At 65.8% G+C, this 21,574-nt stretch carries 26 protein-coding genes; all 26 read left to right on the forward strand.

Annotated elements, in window-relative coordinates; all coding sequences use genetic code 11:
• Window positions 1–46: 46 nt before the first annotated feature.
• The 26 genes from shn_RS21835 (at window position 47) to shn_RS21950 (ending at window position 21,519) form a co-directional block, all read left to right on the forward strand.
• Entirely contained in the window at window positions 47–463 is a 417-nt protein-coding gene (locus shn_RS21835) for a hypothetical protein (RefSeq protein ID WP_064332275.1), read from the forward strand.
• Window positions 460–726 (forward strand): DUF6117 family protein, encoded by a 267-nt coding sequence (locus shn_RS21840; protein WP_064332276.1) that lies wholly within the window; start codon window positions 460–462, stop codon window positions 724–726. Before shn_RS21835 ends, shn_RS21840 begins: the two co-directional genes overlap by 4 nt.
• On the forward strand, window positions 723–1,019 hold the full coding sequence (locus shn_RS21845; protein ID WP_064332277.1) for a hypothetical protein: 297 nt from the start codon (window positions 723–725) through the stop codon (window positions 1,017–1,019). Before shn_RS21840 ends, shn_RS21845 begins: the two co-directional genes overlap by 4 nt.
• 157 nt (window positions 1,020–1,176) lie before the next feature.
• The gene (locus shn_RS21850) at window positions 1,177–5,496 is read left to right on the forward strand and encodes a strawberry notch family protein (RefSeq protein ID WP_145925979.1); all 4,320 of its coding nucleotides are present in this window, start codon (window positions 1,177–1,179) and stop codon (window positions 5,494–5,496) included.
• The gene (locus tag shn_RS21855; protein ID WP_064332278.1) at window positions 5,496–6,530 is read left to right on the forward strand and encodes a toprim domain-containing protein; all 1,035 of its coding nucleotides are present in this window, start codon (window positions 5,496–5,498) and stop codon (window positions 6,528–6,530) included. The genes shn_RS21850 and shn_RS21855 overlap by 1 nt, the downstream gene beginning before the upstream one ends.
• Before the next feature lie 348 nt (window positions 6,531–6,878).
• Window positions 6,879–7,805: a DUF2493 domain-containing protein gene (locus tag shn_RS21860; RefSeq protein WP_064332279.1), complete on the forward strand. Its 927-nt coding sequence runs from the start codon at window positions 6,879–6,881 to the stop codon at window positions 7,803–7,805.
• An 86-nt stretch (window positions 7,806–7,891) separates the two neighbouring features.
• Complete coding sequence (locus shn_RS21865; RefSeq protein ID WP_012110103.1) at window positions 7,892–8,146, forward strand: plasmid stabilization protein; 255 nt, start codon at window positions 7,892–7,894, stop codon at window positions 8,144–8,146.
• The gene (locus shn_RS21870) at window positions 8,143–8,565 is read left to right on the forward strand and encodes a type II toxin-antitoxin system VapC family toxin (RefSeq protein WP_064332280.1); all 423 of its coding nucleotides are present in this window, start codon (window positions 8,143–8,145) and stop codon (window positions 8,563–8,565) included. Before shn_RS21865 ends, shn_RS21870 begins: the two co-directional genes overlap by 4 nt.
• Before the next feature lie 281 nt (window positions 8,566–8,846).
• Window positions 8,847–9,014 (forward strand): hypothetical protein, encoded by a 168-nt coding sequence (locus tag shn_RS36505; protein WP_168168942.1) that lies wholly within the window; start codon window positions 8,847–8,849, stop codon window positions 9,012–9,014.
• Between the two features lie 134 nt (window positions 9,015–9,148).
• Window positions 9,149–9,589: a hypothetical protein gene (locus shn_RS21875; RefSeq protein ID WP_064332743.1), complete on the forward strand. Its 441-nt coding sequence runs from the start codon at window positions 9,149–9,151 to the stop codon at window positions 9,587–9,589.
• A 572-nt stretch (window positions 9,590–10,161) separates the two neighbouring features.
• Entirely contained in the window at window positions 10,162–10,488 is a 327-nt protein-coding gene (locus shn_RS21880) for a DUF736 domain-containing protein (protein ID WP_041535876.1), read from the forward strand.
• Between the two features lie 306 nt (window positions 10,489–10,794).
• A complete protein-coding gene (locus shn_RS21885; protein WP_045811379.1) occupies window positions 10,795–11,061 on the forward strand; it encodes a helix-turn-helix transcriptional regulator in 267 nt (88 codons plus the stop codon).
• A gap of 96 nt (window positions 11,062–11,157) precedes the next feature.
• Window positions 11,158–11,418 carry a DNA -binding domain-containing protein gene (locus shn_RS35170; RefSeq protein WP_047167743.1) on the forward strand — a complete coding sequence of 87 codons (261 nt, stop codon included), beginning with the start codon at window positions 11,158–11,160 and terminating at the stop codon, window positions 11,416–11,418.
• A 129-nt stretch (window positions 11,419–11,547) separates the two neighbouring features.
• On the forward strand, window positions 11,548–11,889 hold the full coding sequence (locus shn_RS37115) for a transcriptional regulator domain-containing protein (RefSeq protein WP_245337339.1): 342 nt from the start codon (window positions 11,548–11,550) through the stop codon (window positions 11,887–11,889).
• A complete protein-coding gene (locus tag shn_RS21895; RefSeq protein ID WP_371328577.1) occupies window positions 11,783–12,310 on the forward strand; it encodes a DUF2285 domain-containing protein in 528 nt (175 codons plus the stop codon). The genes shn_RS37115 and shn_RS21895 overlap by 107 nt, the downstream gene beginning before the upstream one ends.
• A 136-nt stretch (window positions 12,311–12,446) precedes the next feature.
• Complete coding sequence (locus shn_RS21900) at window positions 12,447–12,728, forward strand: AlpA family transcriptional regulator (RefSeq protein ID WP_012110094.1); 282 nt, start codon at window positions 12,447–12,449, stop codon at window positions 12,726–12,728.
• 18 nt (window positions 12,729–12,746) lie between these two features.
• Entirely contained in the window at window positions 12,747–13,907 is a 1,161-nt protein-coding gene (locus shn_RS21905; RefSeq protein ID WP_064332283.1) for a replication initiator protein A, read from the forward strand.
• The gene (parA, locus tag shn_RS21910; protein ID WP_064332284.1) at window positions 13,904–14,557 is read left to right on the forward strand and encodes a ParA family partition ATPase; all 654 of its coding nucleotides are present in this window, start codon (window positions 13,904–13,906) and stop codon (window positions 14,555–14,557) included. The genes shn_RS21905 and parA overlap by 4 nt, the downstream gene beginning before the upstream one ends.
• A complete protein-coding gene (locus shn_RS21915; protein WP_064332285.1) occupies window positions 14,554–14,805 on the forward strand; it encodes a hypothetical protein in 252 nt (83 codons plus the stop codon). Before parA ends, shn_RS21915 begins: the two co-directional genes overlap by 4 nt.
• Window positions 14,802–15,323, forward strand: a complete 522-nt coding sequence (locus tag shn_RS21920) for a DUF2840 domain-containing protein (RefSeq protein WP_064332286.1) — start codon at window positions 14,802–14,804, stop codon at window positions 15,321–15,323. Before shn_RS21915 ends, shn_RS21920 begins: the two co-directional genes overlap by 4 nt.
• On the forward strand, window positions 15,320–15,865 hold the full coding sequence (locus shn_RS21925; RefSeq protein WP_064332287.1) for a S26 family signal peptidase: 546 nt from the start codon (window positions 15,320–15,322) through the stop codon (window positions 15,863–15,865). The genes shn_RS21920 and shn_RS21925 overlap by 4 nt, the downstream gene beginning before the upstream one ends.
• Before the next feature lie 68 nt (window positions 15,866–15,933).
• Complete coding sequence (locus shn_RS21930) at window positions 15,934–16,281, forward strand: DUF736 domain-containing protein (RefSeq protein ID WP_045811420.1); 348 nt, start codon at window positions 15,934–15,936, stop codon at window positions 16,279–16,281.
• 3 nt (window positions 16,282–16,284) lie between these two features.
• Window positions 16,285–17,064 carry a lytic transglycosylase domain-containing protein gene (locus shn_RS21935; protein ID WP_084438226.1) on the forward strand — a complete coding sequence of 260 codons (780 nt, stop codon included), beginning with the start codon at window positions 16,285–16,287 and terminating at the stop codon, window positions 17,062–17,064.
• A gap of 243 nt (window positions 17,065–17,307) precedes the next feature.
• Window positions 17,308–19,047 carry a VirD2 family relaxase/mobilization nuclease gene (locus tag shn_RS21940; RefSeq protein WP_064332289.1) on the forward strand — a complete coding sequence of 580 codons (1,740 nt, stop codon included), beginning with the start codon at window positions 17,308–17,310 and terminating at the stop codon, window positions 19,045–19,047.
• A gap of 26 nt (window positions 19,048–19,073) precedes the next feature.
• On the forward strand, window positions 19,074–21,065 hold the full coding sequence (locus tag shn_RS21945) for a conjugal transfer protein TraG (protein WP_064332290.1): 1,992 nt from the start codon (window positions 19,074–19,076) through the stop codon (window positions 21,063–21,065).
• Between the two features lie 4 nt (window positions 21,066–21,069).
• Window positions 21,070–21,519, forward strand: coding sequence for a hypothetical protein (locus shn_RS21950; RefSeq protein ID WP_064332291.1), 450 nt, complete (start codon window positions 21,070–21,072; stop codon window positions 21,517–21,519).
• The last annotated feature ends 55 nt before the right edge of the window (window positions 21,520–21,574 follow it).

Here is a 21,574-nt window from a genome sequence, read left to right on the forward strand (position 1 = left end):
GCGGCTGTGCCGTGCGGGCCGGGCATTCTCGTCTCAGGAGCCTGTCATGGCCGACTATTTCACCCATTTCTCGTGCCTCCTCGATGTCGGCACGCCCGAGAACGCCGCACGCGCGCTCGACCTCTACAACGGCCTGTCCGAGGCCGGCGCAACGGAAGAACCGCCTTCCGAGGGTTTCCTCCTCTCGATCCAGCCCGAGCATGGCGGCACGCAGCTCTGGATGCACGACGACGACACTGGCGATCCCGAGCGCCTGATCCAGTTCGTGAAGCGCTGCGCCGCAGAGTTCTGTCTGACCGGCCGCTGGGGGTTTCAATATGCCAACACCTGCTCGAAGCCGCGGCTCGACGGCTTCGGCGGCGGCGCGCATGTCCTCGATCTCGCCACCGGGGAGACCGTGAACTGGATCTACACCGATGGCTGGCTCGGCCAGACACTCTCCGACGAGGGAGGCCCGCTATGAGCATTCCGTCCCATGCCCAGAGCAATTTTCAGACGCTGCTGCGCGCTGCCGGTGACGGCAACCTTGCGCTCATGGAATGCCTCGATGCCGTGACCGGCGCTCCGCGTTACGTCATCTGCGCGGTGGGGCGAGATCATGGTGATTTCGTCTTCACGCCCTTCGGCCACCTCGCCGACGGCAATCCCTATGACGCCTACCTGCCGCCCGCCCCCGGCGATCCTGGCGGCTTCATTCATCGGGGCACACCGGGAGAAGCGTCATGATGGACATCGACGCCATCTTCGCCGCCGATTCCGAGCGTCCGCCCGCCGAGCGGTCTCTCCCCTGGCTGGAAACCAGAGACGGCATCACCGTCGTCGTGGAACCCAAGCCCCATTGGGCCAGCGACATGCGGGCCTTCCGGGCCGAGGCTCGCGAATATTGCGCCTATGCCGATTGGACCGCGAACGGCGCGCGCGCCCGGTTCTTCGGACACATCGACACCAGCGGCGATGACCTAATCCGCAAGGCGCGCAGGCTCGTCGCCCGCGAGATCACCGACGGACACTGGGCCTGACCCCTCAAAGCGCCTCTGCCGCTCGGCCGAGGCGCTTTTTTCATGTCGGCAGCGACGTGTTCAAGAGTGAGAGGGCCGCCGGGACGGGTTGAGTCCGTGCGGTCGAGAGAGAGCGCCGTCCGGGCTTCCCGTTCCCGCTCTCCCGAGGTTCCGATCCATGAACATCATGTCGCCCGTAGCCGGTCCGGCTACGCCCGTTGCCCGCGCGTCCGCCATCATCGCCGCCGCCCATCAGCTTCTCACCCTGCTCGAACGCGGCCAGCGGATCGACAACGCCAATCTCCGCATCGCCATGGAAACGGCCTTCGAGGCTTCCGACACGAGCGGCGCCTGGGGCTGGAAGACGGCCTACGAAGCCTGTGAAGGCGCGACCGTCCTGTTCCTGCGCAAATACGGACGTGCGCTTTTCCGTAAAGCCGGCACTCCGGCTGCACGGCTTGCCGCCCTGTCGAAAATCACCGGCCTTCTGCCGACGCACACCCGTCGCTCCGAGGAAGCCCAGGCGCTTCAGCAATTCTCGACGCCGGTCCCGCTCGGCCTCGCCGCTATCGCGGCCGCCGCGATCGCACCGCACGACATTGTGCTGGAGCCGTCGGCAGGCACGGGTCTTCTCGCCATCCTCGCCGAGATCAGCGGCGGCTCGCTGCTCCTCAACGAACTGGCGGAAACCCGCGCCGATCTACTTGGCCAGCTCTTTCCAGCCCTTGCCGTCACGCGATGCGACGCCGCCCAGATCGACGACCACCTTCCGGCGTGCGCCGTCCCTTCCGTCATCGTGATGAATCCGCCCTTCTCGGTGATGGCGAACGTCTCCGGCCGGGTCTCCGACGCCGCTGCGCGTCATGTTGCTTCGGCCCTGGCGCGGCTTGCCGATGGCGGGCGTCTGGTGACGATCACCGGCGCCAACTTCGGCCCCGAGCAACCGGCCTGGCGCGACACCTTCGTTCGGCTTCAGGAGCGTGGCCGCGTCATCTTCACCGCGGCGATCCACGGCTCTGTCTATGCCAAGCATGGCACGAGCATCGAAACACGGCTCACCGTCATCGACAAGCTGCCGGCCGAAGACCCGGCCGCGTTCCCTGGGTCCTCTGGCGTTGCGCTCGACGTCGCTACGCTGCTCGCATGGATCGAAGCGCAGATTCCACCGCGCCTGCCGGTCACGCTGCCCGACATCGCGCCGCCCGTGTCGGGCTCGGCGCCCCGAACCGTGCGGGGTTATCTCGCGCGCACCGCCACGGAGCATCCGGCCGCACGCTCCACCATGGACCCGCAGGGCGTTGAACTGGCCTACGACACGATGGACTGGACGCCGCCGGAAGGCGCCCACCTCACGGATGCGATCTATGAAGAATATGGATTGCAGTCGATCCGTATTGCCAGTTCTCAGGCGCACCCCACCAAGCTCGTGCAGTCGGCGGCCATGGCGAGCGTTGCACCGCCCAAGCCCACCTATCGGCCGATGCTGCCCGCGAACATCACCGATCTCCTGTCGGACGCCCAGCTCGAAACCGTCATCTATGCCGGCGAAGCCCATTCGGACTTCCTCACCGGCTCCTGGACCGTCGATGCGACCTGCGATCTCGTGCAGGCGGCCAAGCCCGATGCCGAAAACGCCGTGCGCTTCCGGCGCGGCTTCATGCTCGGCGACGGCACCGGGGCCGGCAAAGGTCGTCAATCTGCCGGCATCATCCTCGACAACTGGCTGCGCGGTCGCCGCAAGGCAGTCTGGATCTCCAAATCTGACAAGCTGATCGAGGACGCGCAGCGCGATTGGTCCGCGCTCGGCATGGAGCGCCTGCTGGTCACGCCGCTGTCGCGCTTCCCGCAAGGGCGACCGATCACGCTGTCGGAAGGCGTCCTGTTTGCAACCTATGCCACGCTACGGTCCGACGACCGTGGTGAGAAGGTTTCCCGCGTCCGGCAGATCGTCGAATGGTTGGGCTCCGATTTCGATGGAGTGATCATTTTCGACGAGAGCCACGCCATGGCCAATGCCGCAGGCGGCAAGGGAGAACGCGGCGACGTTGCCGCCTCGCAGCAGGGACGTGCGGGCCTTCGGCTCCAGCATGCCCTGGCCAACGCGCGCGTCGTCTATGTCTCCGCCACCGGCGCGACCACTGTTCACAATCTCGCCTATGCCCAGCGGCTCGGGCTGTGGGGCGGTGAGGATTTCCCCTTCGCCACCCGCGCCGAATTTGTCGAGGCGATCGAGGACGGCGGTGTCGCGGCCATGGAAGTGCTCGCCCGCGATCTGCGTGCGCTGGGCCTCTATACCGCCCGCTCGCTCTCCTACGATGGCGTCGAATATGAGCTGATCGAACACACCCTGACCGACGAGCAGCGGCGCATTTACGATGCCTACGCCAGCGCCTTCGCCGTCATCCACAATCATCTCGACGCCGCGATGCAGGCGGCCAACATCACCGGCAGCCCAGACAGCGGGGGAGCCACACTGAACCGCCAGGCCAAGTCCGCCGCCCGCTCGGCCTTCGAGTCCGCCAAGCAGCGTTTCTTCGGCCATCTGCTCACGTCGATGAAAACGCCCACGCTGATCCGATCCATCGAACGCGACCTGGATGATGGCCACGCCGCTGTTGTCCAGATCGTCTCGACCGGCGAAGCGCTGATGGAGCGCCGGCTGGCAGAAGTCCCGACAGAGGAATGGAACGATATTCGCGTCGACATCACGCCGCGCGAATATGTTCTGGACTATCTGGCCCATTCCTTCCCGGTCCAGCTCTACGAGCCGTTCACGGATGGCGAGGGCAATCTGTCCTCGCGTCCGGTCTATCGTGACGGCCACCCCGTCGAGAGCCGCGAAGCTGTCGCGCGCCGTGACGAGCTGATCGAACGTCTTGCGTCTTTGCCACCCGTTCCGGGGGCGCTCGACCAGATCGTACAGCGCTTCGGCACAGATATGGTCTCCGAGGTGACGGGCCGCTCCCGGCGCATCGTCCGCAAAGGCGAACGCTTCGCCGTCGAAAACCGCGCACCATCCGCCAACCTTGCCGAGACGGCTGCGTTCATGGACGACCTGAAGCGCATTCTCGTGTTCAGCGACGCCGGCGGGACCGGCCGCAGCTATCACGCCGAACTGTCAGCAAAGAACCAGCGTCTGCGCGTGCATTATCTGCTCGAACCCGGATGGAAGGCCGACGCCGCCATCCAGGGTCTGGGCCGCACCAATCGCACCAACCAGGCGCAACCGCCGCTGTTCCGCCCGATCGCCACGAACGTCAAAGCCGAGAAACGCTTCCTGTCCACGATCGCACGTCGGCTCGATACGCTGGGTGCGATCACGCGCGGTCAGCGCCAGACCGGAGGCCAGGGTCTGTTCCGGCCCGAGGACAATCTGGAATCGAGCTACGCCCGCGATGCGCTGCGGCAGCTCTATCTCCTGATCGTTCGCGGCAAGGTCGAGGGTTGCTCGCTGGGTCGCTTCGAGTCCGCGACCGGCCTGAAATTGACCGATGACAACGGCATCAAGGACGAGTTGCCGCCGATCACCACGTTCCTCAACCGCCTGCTGGCGCTGACCATCGAGCTTCAGGGCATCCTCTTCACCGCCTTCGAGCAATTGCTCGACGCCAAGGTGGCCGGAGCCATCGCCAGCGGCGTTTATGATGTCGGGCTGGAAACGCTGACGGCGGAGAGTTTCGTCGTCGCTGAGCGCACGACCATCTACACCCATCCGGCAACGGGCGCACAGACGCGGCTGCTCACCATCACCGAGCGCCGCCGAAACCAACCGACCACGCTCGATACGGCGCTCGGCTGGCTCGACGATCCGCATGCCCGGCTGCTCATCAACGCGCGGTCGGGACGCGCTGCTGTCCAGGTGCCGGCGCCGTCCATCATGCTCGATGACGGCGAGATCGAGCGCCGTGTCCGCCTGATCCGGCCGATGGAACAGCACCACGCAAGCCTCGCCATGATGGAAGACAGCCATTGGCGGGAAGCCGCTCGCGACAGCTTTGCAGCGGTCTGGCAACGTGAAGTCGCCGAAGTGCCGGCCTATACCGATGGCGCCATCCACATGGTCAGTGGTTTGCTCCTGCCGGTGTGGAAACGCCTGCCGAACGAGTCGACGCGCGTCTATCGGCTCCAGACCGATGATGGCGAACGCATCATCGGGCGGCGGGTTTCGCCCGCCTGGGCCATGAATGCCGCCTCGACGGGAACGGCCAACCTCAGCAGCGATGATGCCTACGCCGCTCTGGTGGATGGTCGCATCATCCTCGACCTGGCCAGCGGGCTCCAGCTTCGCCGCGCCCGCGTCATGGGCGCGAACCGGATCGAACTGTCCGGCTTCACCGACACCATGCGGGATCGCCTGCGCGCCTATGGCCTCTTCAGCGAGATCATCTCGTGGAAGCTGCGCGTCTTCGTTCCGGTCGATGCCTCTGGTCCCGCCATCATCGGCAAGCTGCTCGCCACCTATCCGGTCGAGCGGATCAGCGAGCGTGAGGCAGCGTGATGGCTCGGCAGGACGCTTCTGAACTGGCACACAGTCTCGGCCGACAGGCCGAGGCGGTCTGCCGCCACTATCTCTCCAACGGCCACCGGCAGGGCAATTACTGGCAGGTTGGCGATGCTCGTAATGCCGCAGGCCGCTCCATGTTCGTGCGCCTGCGCGACACACCGAAGGGACCAGCGGGCAAATGGACCGACGCCGCCACCGGCGAACATGGCGACCTTCTCGACATCATCCGGGAATCGCTCGGCCTCATCGACTTCGCAGACGTTGCTCAAGAGGCGCGCACCTTCCTCAGCCTGCCGCACCCCGAACCCGAGCCGGCATCACGCCGCGGACTGGCGCCAGCGCCATCGGGGTCGCCCGAGGCGGCACGCCGTCTCATCGCCATGACGCAACCGATCACCGGGACCATCGTGCAGACCTATCTGCGCAGACGCGGCATCACGCTTTTGCACGGAACCGGAAAACTGCGCTTCCACCCCCGCTGCTACTACAAGCCCGACGATGGCCCGACCGAGACCTGGCCCGCCATGATCGCCGCCGTCACCGACCTCGCTGGCAAGATCACCGGCGCGCACCGCACCTGGCTCGCGCCTGACGGCTCCGACAAAGCCCCCATCGACACACCGCGCAAGGCGATGGGCGATCTCCTCGGCAATGCCGTCCGCATCGGTGCGCCCGGCAGCGTGATGGCGGCAGGCGAAGGTATCGAGACCATGCTGTCGCTCCGGCAGGTCCTGCCCGATATGGCGATGGCGCCGGCGCTCTCGGCAGCACATCTGGCCGCCATCCTGTTCCCGGCGACTTTGCGGCGGCTCTATATCGTCCGAGACGACGATCCGGCCGGTGACGGCGCGCGGGACATGCTGATCGAACGGGCGAACGCCGAGGGAATCGAGGCCATCCCATTGTCGCCGGCATTTGGGGACTTCAACGAGGATCTCCGGCGGCTCGGTATCGATGCGCTTCGGGCAGGCGTTCGAGTGCAGCTCGCTCCAGAGGACGTCGCACGCTTCATGGATCTGGCCGCTTAGCCGGAAGGGGCTGACAGGTGGCGCGCAGCCTCCATGCCGCAACGATGCGCCAGTGGCGGCAAAAGGACCGCGCCTCGGCCTTCGAGAGGGCGATCGGCCATCAGCCGGGCCGGACAAGGCAATGGCTGCGGCCGACGATTTTCCGGCGGCGCATGTCCACCCCACGCGGCAGGCCGCGCGGGGACCCCGAACCCGCGCCTTTCCATCGCGAAACAAAATCGCCGGCCTTCGCCATCCTCCGCTGGCGCTTCGGCCCTACGCTTCGCTCCGGGTGCAGGTCCGTCCCGCCCGACGGCATCGTCGCCATGAAGGCCGCGACGGTCGCGGTCCTTGCCGACGGAGCATCCCATGAGCGAGCACGACGACTACGAACCGCACCACGAGTCATCCCCGACCGACCATCTGATCCAGGACTTGCAGCTCCACGGCTATCGCCCCTCCGAAGACGAGTTGGACCAGCGCCCGCCACCGGAAGACCGCATCATCGAAGGCGCCGTCGCCGACATCTTCGACGCCCTGGTCGCCACAATCACCGACACCAGCCTCGACTTCGATCTCCCCGATCTCCTCTGGTCGACCGTCAATATGTTCCACCGCGCCGTGGACCGCATCGAACAGAAGCTCGACGACAACGAGCAGGCGCAAAGGCAGCTTCAGCGCGAACAGGATGGCTCCGAGGTGAAGTCCCTCCAGCTCGAGCGCCTCATCGACATCGGCATGAACCTGATCGACCGCCGCGACGGCATGGAAACCTTCCGCGAGGCCGCCGCTGGACGCTACCTCGTCGCCACCGGCTCACCCTGGTCGCAACGCACCGGATCACGGGTCAACCATCGCCACCTCACCGCGTCGCTGATCGACAGCCGGGATTTCCTCGCCGCCAGGAGGCGCGCGGATACCGAGGTACTCGTACCCGCCGGCCCGAAGATCGCCTTCTCGGGCGGCGACACCGCCGACCATAAGCAGATCTGGGCCAAGCTCGATCAGATCTATACCAAGCACCCCGACATGGTGCTGCTGCATGGCGGCTCTCCGAAAGGCGCCGAAAAGATCGCTTCCCGCTGGGCCGACAGCCGCAAGGTGCCGCAGGTCGCCTTCAAGCCAGACTGGACGAAGCACGCCAAGGCCGCACCGTTCAAACGCAATGACCAGATGCTCAGCATCGTGCCGATCGGGGTCGTGATCTTCCCCGGCACGGGCATTCAGGACAACCTGGCCGACAAGGCCCGCAAGATGGGCATTCCGGTCTATCGGTTCGGCTCGGGCGGCGCGTGAGCGCCGCCGGGACCGATTGCCTTGAAAAATGATAGCAATTCTTATATTATGCTATCACCGCTATCAAACTTTCAGGAGGCGCTATCATGCCCGCAGTTACGATCAGGAATCTGTCCGACGCGACGCACCGCGCCCTCAAGGTGCGGGCGGCGCAGCACGGCCGCAGCGCCGAAGCGGAAATGCGCGACATCCTCGAAATGGCTGTCCGCCCCGATACGCGCCTCCGGCTCGGCACGGCGCTCGCGGAACGCAGCCGCCGCCTCGGCTTGACCAATGAGGATGTCGAGGCCCTCGACCAGGCTCGTGACAAGGCGCCCGCCAAGCCGATGAGCTTCGAATGATCCTCCTCGACACCAATGTCGTATCGGAGGCGATGAAGCCCGCTCCCGACGAGGCCGTGCGCGCATGGCTCGACGAGCAGGCGGCGGAAACACTCTTTCTCTCCAGCGTCACCATCGCCGAGCTGATGTTCGGCATCGGCGCGCTCCCCGATGGCAAGCGCAAGGAGCGTCTCACCGAAGCCCTGGATGGGGTGATGGAACTGTTCGCAGACCGCGTCCTCCCGTTCGATGTCGATGCTGCGCGCCGCTACGCGGATCTCGCCGTCAAAGCCCGAACGGCCGGGAAAGGCTTCCCTACTCCCGACGGCTATATCGCGGCGATCGCCGCCGCCAAGGGCTTTGCCGTCGCCACGCGCGACAACAGCGCATTCGAGGCTGCGAATGTCACGGTCATCGATCCCTGGAAGGCCGGGCGCTGACATCCGGCCACCGGCAGCGCAGGTGAGGTCCGCCGAGCCGGCGGCAACAGTCTTCGCGGCATGCAGACAACCCGGTCTCCTGATCGGACGACCAGCCCCGCTTCAAGACGCTGATCCTTGGGTTCAGCTGATGGCCTGACGCCATCAACCCGTAAAGGGTCGGACTACGCATAGCGTGCCGCCGCTCCGGCTTCGCCTGCACGGTGATTGCGGCCACCGGCCGAACTCTTCGGGCGCCTGTCAGCGGGGGATGGACCTCCGCTCAAACAGGAGCCAGGTCGATGTCCTTCCAAACCGCTCACGCCTTCGCCTTCAGCCTCGCTACCACCCTGATGGCGGCCATCGTCATCTATCGCGCCGGAGACGGCACGCTCTCCGTCACCCCGACGTCGGAATATGATGGCGATGAAAATGCCATCGTCGGCGAAATCGACCCCTTCGCCTCATGAGGCGAACCGGGTCGCGCTGTCGGCAGACGTTTCACGCTTCTGCTCCCCCCGCGGCTCGAATTCTGCTAATCTCGCATGTGCGCCGTGGTGGTGGTGGAGGCGCATCCGTCTGACATTTGACGAAGGACACCACCATGATCTTCATCGGCATTCTCCTCAGCATCGCCGCCATCGGTTTCCTCTGCTGGCTCCTTTTCACGCTTGCGGTGTTTGCTCTTCCGTTCTTCGCGGGCGTGACTGCCGGCACATGGGCCTATGGCACCGGCGCGGGCTGGCTCGGCGCGATTGTCGTCGGCTTTGTCGCCGCCGGCCTGACCGTCGGCATCGGCCAATTCCTGCTCGCCACCGTCCGTCCGACCTGGGCACGCCTGCTCATCGCCGCAGCCTTCGTCGCCCCGGCCGTCGTCGCCGGATTCCATGCCACCCATGGCATCGTGAAACACACCATGCCATCGGAGACATGGCAGACCGTGTTCTCTGTCATCGGAGCGATCGCGGTCGGCATCGTCGCCTTCGTGCGCATCACTGGAATGGCGGCCTCCGACCCATCTGCCGGGCATGTGTCCCACGCCTAAACCCGCAGCGCCCATCGCGGCGGGATCCAGCGGCACATGCCTTTGTCCCCCACGCCATCTGGTCGCCCGATGGGGAAGCGGCATCGCGAAGCATCGGCTGCGCCCACCTGTCCCGGAACGATGGAGCGCGTCGGGGCGGCAACGACATCGTGGCCGGCAGACCCTCAGCGTCGAGGCGTTTCGTCAGAGCTGGCGGAATGGCGAAATACGCAGCGCAGGCCTGTTCGAGGGAAGTCTACGCCTGTGATCGCCGATCGGACTTCCCGGGCCAATGCGAAGGTCGCCGCCGTCTCCGCCGTCGATCCGTCCAGCACCCGCGCCAAAACGGCCTCTTCACTGGCCTGATCTGGCCGAAGGACGGCTTTGCCTCGAGCGCCTAAGCCACAACGGCTGGCCCCGACTTTCTTCCCCTGCCGGCTGCGCCGTCATTCCTCGCGAAACAACAAAGTCGCGCCTGCGCCATCCTCCGCTTTGCTGCGGTCGCAAGCGATGTGTCGTCGCTCGCCTCCGTCCGGTCGATCGCCATCGAGGCCGCAATGGTGCGGGCTCGAAACGGAAAACGGAGACTTACAATGGCGACCATCGGCACCTTCAAGAAGACCGGCTCGAACGAATTCGGCGGCGAAATCGTCACCCTCAGCGTCCAGGCCAAGGGCGTGCGCATCGTCCCCGACCTGCGCGCCAGCGGCGAGAACGCCCCCAGCCACCGGGTCTTGGTCGGCCGCGCCGAGATCGGCGCCGCCTGGTCCAAGCGCTCCAACGAGGGCCGCGACTATCTGGGCCTCAAGCTCGACGATCCGAGCTTCAACGCTCCGATCTACGCCAACCTCTTCGATGACGAGGACGGCGAAGGTTACTCGCTGATCTGGTCCCGCCCCAACGGCCGCCGCGCAGACTGAGGCGGCGTCACGAGGCCCCGACCGAAAGGTCGGGGCCGCCTACCTGCTCAAATCGCACCCGATCGCAGATGCGTGCCCCAAATAGTCGGGTCAAACCGAAGGCGCGCTCTCCAGCTTTACTGCAAAAGCCAGCCCGCAGAACCTTCGCTTCACTGACGACAACGCCTCGATTGCCCGAATCAGCAAATCGGCGCCAGCACGACACGGCCCTTCGGCAACCTCTTTGAGCTGGCAGAAACAGGCCAATACGACTAAAATAGCCGTAGTTCTGGAGCGCGCGCCGGTTGCGATGGGAGGTGATCATGCATGATCACCGCCCGACAATCACGGGCCGCACGCGCGTTGCTGGGTTGGACACAGGAGACGCTCGCTGACAAGGCCCGCCTATCGCTGACCGCGCTCAAGCGCCTCGAATCCGAAAGTGGGCTCGATGTGTACGAGACGACGCGCGATCAGGCACGCAGGGCCTTGGAAGCTGCCGGAATCGTCTTCCTGTCGACCGACCGAGGGCAAGGAGTGCTGCTGGTCGATGATCGCGGAAACAAGCCGAACCGATCTACAGGCTTACGCTGACCTGTGGGCAGCCAGGCTCCTCATCATTCGCGCTGCCTCCATTTCGGATCAAACATGGATAATAGACAGGCACCGCATATTCGCCGAGTCTGCACCATGACCGCACCATTCCAGGACCTCGCGCCATCGGGGCAAGATCTCACCGATTACGACAAGTCGCACGCCAAACTATACATGCGCTTGCTGGATGCGGCCGCTGACGGCGCGCATTGGGAGGAAGCCGTGCGGGTGCTGTTCGACCTCGATCCCGCCCGTGAACCCGAACGCTGCCGACGCATCCATGACAGCCATCTCGAACGCGCCCGCTGGATGACACACACCGGCTATCGGCATCTCCTGCGACCGGCTCACCGCTGAGAGGCTTACGAACCTGCGTGATGCCCTTTCGACATCACGCAATGCCCTCCTCCGGGCTTCCAACACCCTCGTCGCACCCCGAAAAATCACACGCTCGACTTACGCGCACCACGCGGGAGAGTTGATGCGATGAGGCCCGATACATCGAACTGGCGAGACGACCGCAGCTACGATTTCTTCGATACACTTCCGATCGAAGGTCTCGCCTGGGAGTGCCTTCGCAGATACCGCCCTTATCAGGACGATTACGCCAGACTGGTCGATGCTGGCGCCGAGACTCAGCCGCTGCCTGACGACAGGCAGCAGCGCTGGGGGTTGCGATTTCCCTGCAAGACCAGGTCGTTCTGCCCTACAGCAACAGGTGGTGTGGTCGCCGCGGAGCGATCCCGCCGTCCTCTTTCTGACAGCACGGCCGAACTTTCTGCCGTCCAGCTCAAACAGCCTCGCCGACAGGTTCGCTGCGGGCCGTGATGGCCCTGAAGGAGCCTATGCCGGTCTTCCCGAGCACGACCTCCAGCTACTCTTCCTACCCGGCATATCCGCACACGACCAGCTTGCGGCGGTCGTCCCCATCGATGACGACATCCTCGATCGCATTGATGCGCTGACACGCCTCGCGCGCGCCTGGCTCCAGCGTCCGCCATTGCGCGACACGCGCATGACCGCCGAGCAGCGCCGCCGCTTTCGCCTCAAACTTCGTGCTGCTGACGGCCGCATGAACGGGGCGACCTATCGCGACATCGCCATCGCAATCTATGGCGCGGCGCGGATCGATACCGACCCTTGGAAGACCTCGCCGCTGCGGGATGCCGTGATCGCCTTCGCCGAAGCCGGATTGGCCCTCATCGATGGCGGCTATCTGCACCTGCTTCGGCATCGTCGGCGCACCTAGCCTGCGCCAACGACAGGGGTGGGGAATTTAGCCATCCCAAGTCCCCCATCCATCCCGCCGGAGGTTCTCCGCCACCGTTGTCGCTGTCAGCCGCTGATCGCCAGCGGCCCCCAGCAACCCCACGGAGGCCCGCCCAATGCGACCCGATACCGCCGCGCTCCCGCCACGCTACCTGCGAACCAAGGAAGCCGCTGAATTTCTCAGCCTGTCCGCGCGCACCCTCGAAAAGCACCGCACCTACGGCACTGGTCCAGCCTATCACAAACTCGGCGGGCGCGTCGTCTATTCGGTCGACGATCTGGAGACCTGGGCCGAGCGCGGCGCCGTGACCTCGACATCCGATCCGCGCGGCTCCGTGCTTCCCGCAAAGCGCCAGACGCTACCGACCGGCCAGATCGCCGGCCGATACGCACGCTGATCGTGGCTGGTCCCTTTCATGGTGGTGCGTCGTCGTGACCCTTCGGAGCGTGGGCAGCTCGACCTGTTTCGCGCGCTTCCCGGCGACTTCGCGCCACGAGACGCGCAGGATCTCATGGCCTATCCCTTCTTCTCCCTCTCGAAATCACACCGCATAGCGCCGATCGACTTTTCGGCGGGCGGCGTCTCCATCCGGGTAGAGGCCGTTCCAGATCATGGCATGGCCACGATCTGGGACGCCGACATCCTGATCTGGGCCGCCAGCCAGATCGTCGAGGCCCGCGACGCGGGCCTGCGCACCTCGCGTCTGATGGCGGCGACCCCCTATGAAATCCTCACCTATGTCGGGCGCGGCACATCCATGCGCGACTATCAGCGGCTCAAGGCCGCGCTCGACCGGCTGCAATCGACCACCATCTCGACGTCGATCCGCCAGCCCGCTGAAGGCCGCCGTCACCGCTTCTCGTGGATAAACGAGTGGCAGGAGCGCACGGATCGCCAAGGACGACCGGATGGCATCGAGCTGATCGTCCCCGACTGGTTCTACAAGGCCGTCCTCGACGACGCGCTCATCCTCACCATCGATCCGGCCTATTTCGATCTCACCGGCGGCCTCGATCGCTGGCTCTACCGCATCGTGCGCAAACACGGCGGCCGTCAGCGCGGTGGCTGGCGTTTCGACCTGCGCCACCTCCACCTCAAATCCGGCAGCCTGTCGCCGTACAAGCGCTTCGCCTTCGAACTGCGCGACATCGTGCGGCGCCAACCACTGCCCGGCTACATCCTGTCGCTCGAAGTGGAAATCGGCGGGCGCACGCTGCTGGCTTTCGAGCCACTGGCCGCCTGTGGAAAACCTGTGGACAGCCTCGTGCTATCGGGAACCCGACCTATCGTGCCATCGGGAACCCGAGGCTCGTGCCATCAGGAACCCAGTCCGGCCTTAACATCCGGAAATCGTGGGCGGATTCGCGCCCTTAACTTAGAGTCTAACCAAGAATCTAACTTTGAAGAGCGCGCGCGCGATGTGGAAAACCTCATCCGCACCGCCGCAGCGAACCTCCGCGCCGCCGGCAAATCACCGCCCAAGGGTGCTCCAGCAGCTCAGACGGGCCGGAAAGAGAGCGAGCCGGCTTCCCCCGATCAGCTTCCGCTCCTCGATCGGCCTGGAGGTGCGCGATGATCGTCGCGTTCCTCAACCAGAAAGGCGGTGTCGGCAAGACGACGCTGGCGCTCAACCTCGCGGGCGAACTCGCCGGGCGCGGTCAGCGCGTCACGCTGATCGACGCGGACCCACAGGGCTCGGCCCTCGACTGGTCTGAGCAGCGCAGCCATGAGGGCCTGCCGCGCCGGTTCGGCGTCGTCGGCCTGGCGCGTGACACGCTCCACCGCGAAGCGCCGGAGCTGGCCCGCGATGTCGACCACGTCGTCATCGACGGCCCGCCGCGTGTCGCAGCCCTCATGCGCTCGGCGCTGCTCGCCGCCGACCTCGTGCTGATCCCGGTGCAGCCGTCGCCGCTCGACGGCTGGGCATCGGCCGAGATGCTGGCGCTGCTCCGCGAAGCCCGCGTCTATCGCCCGGAACTGGTCGCCCGCTTCGTGCTCAATCGCTGCGGTGCGCGCACCATCCTGGCCCGCGAGACGGCCGAGACCCTGGCCGATCACGATCCACCGTTGCTCGCCGCCACCATCGGCCAACGTATCGCCTTCGCCGCCGCTGCGCAGACCGGCCGCCTGGTCGCGGAACTCGCCGATGCGACATCGGCCACACGCGAGATCGCAGCGTTCGCCGACGAACTCTTGCGTCTGCGGATCGACGGGGGCGCACAATGAACGAACGATCCCCGCGTCGTGGCTTCGCCTCGCGCCCCGCCGATCCCGACCAATGGATCAAGGCTGCGGACAACGCACCACGCGCCGCTGACGTCGCTGCGTTCACCGCCAGGCTCACCATCGATGTGACGCCCGAACTGCGCGGACGGATCAAGATCGCCGCGTTCGGGCGCGGCGTCACCGTCGCCGACATGCTGCGCGAGCTACTCGCGCGTGAATTCCCCTCGACATCAGGAGACCCCACATGACCGGCACTGCGGCTCCCCGCATGCGTGGCGGCCCGCTGCCGTCAGCGCTCCCCCATGACAGCATGACCCACGTCGAACTGACGTGGATCGAAAAGAAGATCGAATACTGGATCAGGTTCGGCCGTGAGGCGCATGAACAGATCCTCGACCGCCGCCGGCGTGTCGTCTCCTTCCGTCCAAACACCGTATTCGCGTTCGTGCGATGGGCGGCCAACGACTTCGGCACGATCATCTCGCGCATCGACATCGTGCGCGCGGTCGAGCCCGGAGAGCCCTACCAAACGCTGCCCTTTGTCCGGCCGGGCGGTGAAATCCTGCTCAGGATCGACGGATGGCCAAAGGTCGAAGACGTGCTGCGCCACGTCGATGCCATTGAAGCGATCGGCATTGAGGCGGACGCCGTTTCACCGGAACACTGGCGTCACGTCCACAATCGGATGGCGGCTGGACATCAGCCGCGCTCCTATACGCTCGACCAGCATCGCGCCTTCCTCCTGCGCCGGAGGACGCGGTCGTGACGCGCGGCGGTCTCTTCCTCGTCATGGCTCTCGCGACCACGGGCATCAGCTATCCGGCGCTCACCCCGATGCCGATCAAGCTCCTGTGGAACGCATCGGCGAGCGCCCCCATCGGCTTCTACACGATCGACGTCGATGGCCCGTTCGACGTCACCGATCTCATTGCCGTCGATGCGCCCGAGCCGCTCGCAACCTTCATGGCCGAACGCGGCTATCTTCCCAAAGGCGTCCCGCTGTTGAAGCGCATCCTCGGCGTTTCCGGGCAGACCGTTTGCCGCTCGAACCTCTCCGTCACGATCGACGGCGTCGAGATGGGCGATGCGCTGCCGCGTGATCGCGCCGGGCGCGACCTCCCGGTCTGGCAGGGCTGCCGCCGTATCCCGACCGGCGAAGTCTTCCTCATGAACTGGCAGGTCCGCGACAGCCTGGACGGTCGCTATTTCGGCCTGACCTCCACTGACCAGATCATCGGCCGCGCCGTCCCCCTGTGGACCGACGAGGACGGAACGGGCCGCTTCGAATGGCGCGCACCGACGCGATGAACACCTCGCCATCGGCGGGGGCGGCGCCCACCGATGGCTTTCCCAACGCCGCCGCAAAGGAAGTCATCATGCCTCAGATTGGTCAATTCACGCGCCAGGACACGGGTTTCGCCGGCAAGCTGGAGACGTTCACTCTCTTCCGCGATGTCGTCATCGTGCCGGCAGAGCCCTCCGATGCCGAGAACGCGCCGGATTACCGCGTTCACGCCAGCGACGATGGCAAAGCCGAAGCCGGCCCCGAAATCGGCGCGGGCTGGAAACGCACCGGCGAGCGCGCGGGCGAATACGTTGCCGTACTGATCGACGATCCTGCGCTGCCGCAGCCGATCCGCGCCAATCTGTTCCGCGACGATGACGCCGGAAACGCCTGGTCGCTGCACTGGTCGCGCCCGCGCGACCGCGCCGGGAAGGACTGACCGATGTCCGGTCCCCGTCCAACGATGAGCCATCGTGATGCGCGCGGGCGGCATCACGCCGTCCGGCGCATGGCCTTCCTTCTCCTTTCCGGCCTGGCCCTCGCAGCAGGCGCAACGGATGCCGCTCTTGCCCAGTCTGTGTCGGCAGCGCGCACGGTCGCTGGCGATCCGCACGCTCCCTTCGTCACCGAAGCCTCGCAGCGGTTCGGCATTCCCGAACACTGGATCGTCGCCGTCAAACGCGCCGAAAGCGCCGGCGATGTGCGCGCCATATCGTCGGCCGGCGCGCTCGGGTTGATGCAGGTCATGCCCGATACCTGGGCCGCGCTTCGCGTTCGCTATGGGCTCGGGCGTGACCCCTACGACCCGCGCGACAACATCCTCGCAGGCGCTGCCTACCTGCGTGAAATGTTCGACCGCTATCGCACGATCCCCGCAATGCTCGGCGCCTACAATGCGGGGCCTGGCCGCTACGACGAATACGTCCAGACCGGCCGCGCCCTGCCCGCCGAAACGCGCGCCTACATCGCGCTGCTGGCTCCGCAGCTAGGCGCGACATCGCCGTCGAGCGCGCCATCGGTTGCGCCGCCACCGCCGCCGGATTGGCGGGAAGCCCCGCTCTTCGTCGTGCGTTCCGCCGACGTTCGTTCGGCAACATCGCCATCGGAAAACGCGCGGTCGAGCGACAGCCGCTCCTCCGTCGCCGCGCGCGCTCCCGATACCGCAGAAGACTCGAACGCCGCTATCGTGGTCGCTCGCTCTGACGGGGGGACGCCCCGATGAGCTGCGGAAGTATCCTTCGCACTCTGTCGCATTCCGGCGTGACATGGAGGGCACAAGGGGGAGAGGCAGGCACCACAACCGCACGATGGCAGGATAAAAGGCCGCACATTGCGCGGCGGTCGGGCGGTTGTATTTGCAGGATATTTTGGCGCGCTCCGCACATTGCCGTGCTCATCGGCAATGTGCGCCTGACGCCCAATTGCCTGTATCAGCGCGATTTTTCGCACATTGCGGGCTTGCGTCATGGCCGATGACCACGAGTTTCGTGTTCGGCCTGGGCGCATCCGGTCAACCCGCGCGCAGTCAGCTCGGCCCTTCATCGCGCAGGCGCTGGCCGCCGCGAAGAAGGCGGGCGGCGGCGTCTCGCGCTCCGGGCGCGTCGTTGCCGCCAATCGCTCGCGCTTCGGCCACGGCCAGCGCGCCAGCATCCAGGCGAACCGCTTCATCACCGCGCGCACGCGCGGCGCAGTCATCAAGGCCCGTGTCGTGCGGCACTCCGGACGCACCGCGCCGCTCGGCACGCATCTCGATTATCTCCGCCGCGATGGCGTGACCCGTGACGGAGAAAAGGCCCGGCTGTTCGGGCCGGGAACGGAGGAAGCTGATGGCCGCGCCTTCGCCGGGCGATGCGAGGATGATCGCCATCATTTCCGCTTCATCGTTTCACCGGACGACGCCCTGGAGATGTCGGACCTCAAGTCCTTCACCCGCGATCTTGTCGGCCAGATGGAAAGGGACCTGGACACGCGGCTCGATTGGGTCGCGGTCGATCACTGGAACACCGAGCATCCTCACGTCCATCTGATCGTGCGCGGCGTCCGCGACGACGGCCAGGACCTCGTGATCTCGCGCGACTACATCAAGGAGGGCATGCGCGATCGCGCGCGTGACCTCATCACACAGGAGCTTGGCCCGCGCACGGATCTCGATATTCGCCGCACGCTCGAACGCCAGATCGAGGCGGAGCGCTGGACACAGCTTGATCGGCAGCTTGTCCGCGACGCTGGAAAGGCCGGCGTCATCGATGTCGCCCCGGAGGTCGGCCGCCAGTCCGACGCCTACGCCGTCGAGAAGGTGGGCCGCCTGCGCAAACTCGCAGCCCTCGGCCTCGCCAGCGAAGTCGGACCTGGCCAGTGGATGATCGACGATCAGGCTGAGGTGACGCTGCGCCAGCTCGGCGAACGCGGCGACATCATCAAGCGCATGCACCGCGCACTCACCGAACGCGGTATCGACCGCGGCTCGGGCAACTACGTCCTGGCAGGGGAAAGCCTCGATGTGCCGGTCATCGGCCGTCTGGTCGAGCGCGGCCTCGATGACGAGCTGAAGGGAACGGCCTACGCCGTGGTCGACGGCGTCGATGGCCGGACCCACCACATCCGCTTGCCGCATCTCGATGCGGCGGGGGACAGCGCGCCGGGCTCGATCGTCGAGCTGCGCACCTTCGAAGATGCTCGCGGCGAACGCCGCGTCGCGCTCGCCGTCCGCTCCGATCTCGATCTCGAGCATCAGGTGAACGCCTCGGGCGCGACCTGGCTCGACCGGCAATCCATCGCCCGCGAACCCGTCGCCATGTCGGAGGGCGGCTTCGGCGCCGAGGTGCGGCACGCGATGCGACAACGGGCGGAGCATCTGGTCCACGAAGGTCTCGCCGAGCAGCAAGGCCGCCGCGTCATCTTCAGCCGCAACCTGATCGAGACGCTTCGCCGCCGTGAGGTGGGCGCTGTTGCCGACCGGCTGGCGAAGGAGACAGGCCAGCCGTTCAAAGCGGCCGGCAATGGCGAATATGTCGCCGGCACCTATCGCCAGCGCATGACGCTCGCATCCGGCCGCTTCGCGATGATCGATGACGGCCTCGGCTTCCAGCTCGTGCCCTGGTCTCCGTCCCTCGAAAGCCAGCTCGGCAAACACGTCTCCGGGGTCGCCCGCGGCGACGGCGGTGTCGACTGGAGCTTCGGCCGCAAGCGGGGGCTTGGCCTCTAATCACCTAAGAAGAAAGGACCGCCGCAATGTCCGCAACCAAAATCCTGTGGGGCCAGATCGCCGTCGTCTTCCTCATCGTACTGCTCACCACCTGGGCGGCGACGCAATATGTCGCATGGAGCCTCGGCTTTCAGGCGCAGCTCGGCGCGCCCTGGTTTTCCCTGTTCGGCCTACCGATCTACTATCCGCCGGCGTTCTTCTGGTGGTGGTATTTCTACGACGCCTACGCGCCGGAGGTCTTCGCCAAGGGCGGGATGATCTCGGCGTCGGGCGGCTTCATCGCCATAGCCGTCGCCATCGGCATGTCGGTCTGGCGCGCCCGCGAAGCGAAAAGCGCTGCGACCTACGGCTCCGCCCGCTGGGCCGGAAAGGACGAGGTGAAAGCCGCGGGCCTGCTCAGTCCCGACGGTGTCGTGCTCGGCCGCTATGACCGCGACTATCTCCGTCATGACGGCCCCGAGCATGTGCTTTGCTTCGCCCCGACCCGATCGGGCAAGGGCGTCGGCCTGGTTGTGCCGTCCCTGTTGACCTGGCCGGGCTCGGCCATCGTTCACGACATCAAAGGGGAAAACTGGCAGCTTACCGCCGGTTTTCGCGCCCGGCATGGCCGCGTTCTGCTGTTCGACCCGACCAACCCCAAATCGTCGGCCTACAATCCGCTGCTCGAGGTGCGCCGCGGCGAATGGGAAGTCCGCGACGTCCAGAACATCGCCGACATCCTGGTCGATCCCGAAGGCTCACTCGAAAAGCGGAACCATTGGGAGAAGACCAGTCATGCCCTGCTGGTCGGCGCCATCCTGCATGTGCTCTACGCCGAGGACGACAAGACATTGGCCGGCGTCGCCGCTTTCCTGTCCGATCCAAAGCGCCCGATCGAGTCGACGCTTGCCGCGATGATGAAGACCAGCCACCTCGGCGAGGCAGGGCCGCACCCCGTCATCGCCAGCGCCGCGCGCGAGTTGCTCAACAAATCGGACAACGAACGCTCGGGCGTGCTCTCCACCGCCATGTCGTTTCTCGGTCTCTACCGCGATCCTGTCGTTGCCGAGGTGACGCGGCGCTGCGACTGGCGGATCAGCGACATGGTGGGCGGCAAGCTCCCGACCACGCTCTACCTTGTCGTGCCGCCGTCCGACATCAACCGCACCAAGCCGCTGATACGCCTGATCCTCAATCAGGTCGGTCGCCGTCTCACCGAGGATCTGCAAGCAAAGGCCGGGCGGCATCGCCTGCTGCTCATGCTCGACGAGTTTCCCGCCCTCGGCCGCCTCGATTTCTTCGAGTCCGCGCTGGCTTTCATGGCGGGCTACGGCCTCAAGAGCTTTCTGATCGCGCAATCGCTGAACCAGATCGAGAAGGCTTACGGCCCGAACAATTCGATCCTCGACAACTGCCATGTGCGCGTTTCCTTTGCGACGAACGACGAAAGGACCGCGAAGCGGGTCAGCGACGCGCTCGGAACCGCGACCGAGATGAAGGCGATGAAGAACTACGCCGGGCATCGGCTCTCGCCCTGGCTCGGCCATTTGATGGTGTCGCGCTCGGAGACCGCGCGTCAGCTCCTGACACCAGGCGAAATCATGCAGCTCCCGCCGACCGACGAGATCGTCATGGTCGCCGGGACGCCGCCGATCCGGGCGAAGAAGGCGCGCTACTATGAAGATGCCCGCTTCAAGGAACGCATCATGTCACCGCCGGGGCTGGCGCGGCCTGCTGAAGGTCGGCCCGACGATTGGAGCAAGCTGCCGATCCCCGCGCGCCCGGACATGACCGAAAACGCTGCGCCAACGACGAGCGGTGACAACGAAGAGGATTCCACCGAGTCCGAACGTCGGCATCAGCCCGAACTCAACCGGGTGAACCCCATCGAAAAGAAGGCGCCGATCGACAATGAGTTTGAGATCGATTTGCCTGACGACACAGAGGACGACGCCGCGCGCAACCAGCGGCTGACCCGCGTCATGCGCGGCGTTGCCCGCCAGGTCTCGCTCGATCCCAATGACGGCATGGAGCTGTAGCACCATGCCCGGACGCAAGAAGAAGGTGCCGATTTCCGTCTATCTCGCCCCCGACATCATGGCGACACTATCGGACTATGCAGGCCGACGCGAACAACCGCTCTCCCTGATCGCAGAGGCCGCCATCGCGTCCTTCCTGTCGCCGGACGACGCGGAGCGGCGTGAAGCCGTGGTCGCCAAACGCCTCGACCAGATCGATCGCCGTCTCAACCGCATGGAGCGCGACATCGGGATCTCCGTCGAGACCATGGCCGTATTCATCCGGTTCTGGCTCAACACGACGCCGGCGCTGCCCGAGCCCGCAGCCCAGGCAGCGCGCGCCATGGTCGGGAAGCGCTACGAGGCGTTCATCGCGGCCCTTGGACGGCGCTTGGCCCAGGGACCGAAACTTCGGCAAGAGATCGTTGAAGATGTCGGCGAGTCGCCGCCCAACGCGACAGAGAGCGATTCATAGGCTTCAGCGCGCGTGGATCAATAGCATCGCCCGACCGCCGTTCTCCTGTATTTGC

This window comes from Shinella sp. HZN7, assembly GCF_001652565.1.
Classification (GTDB): Bacteria; Pseudomonadota; Alphaproteobacteria; order Rhizobiales; family Rhizobiaceae; genus Shinella; species Shinella granuli.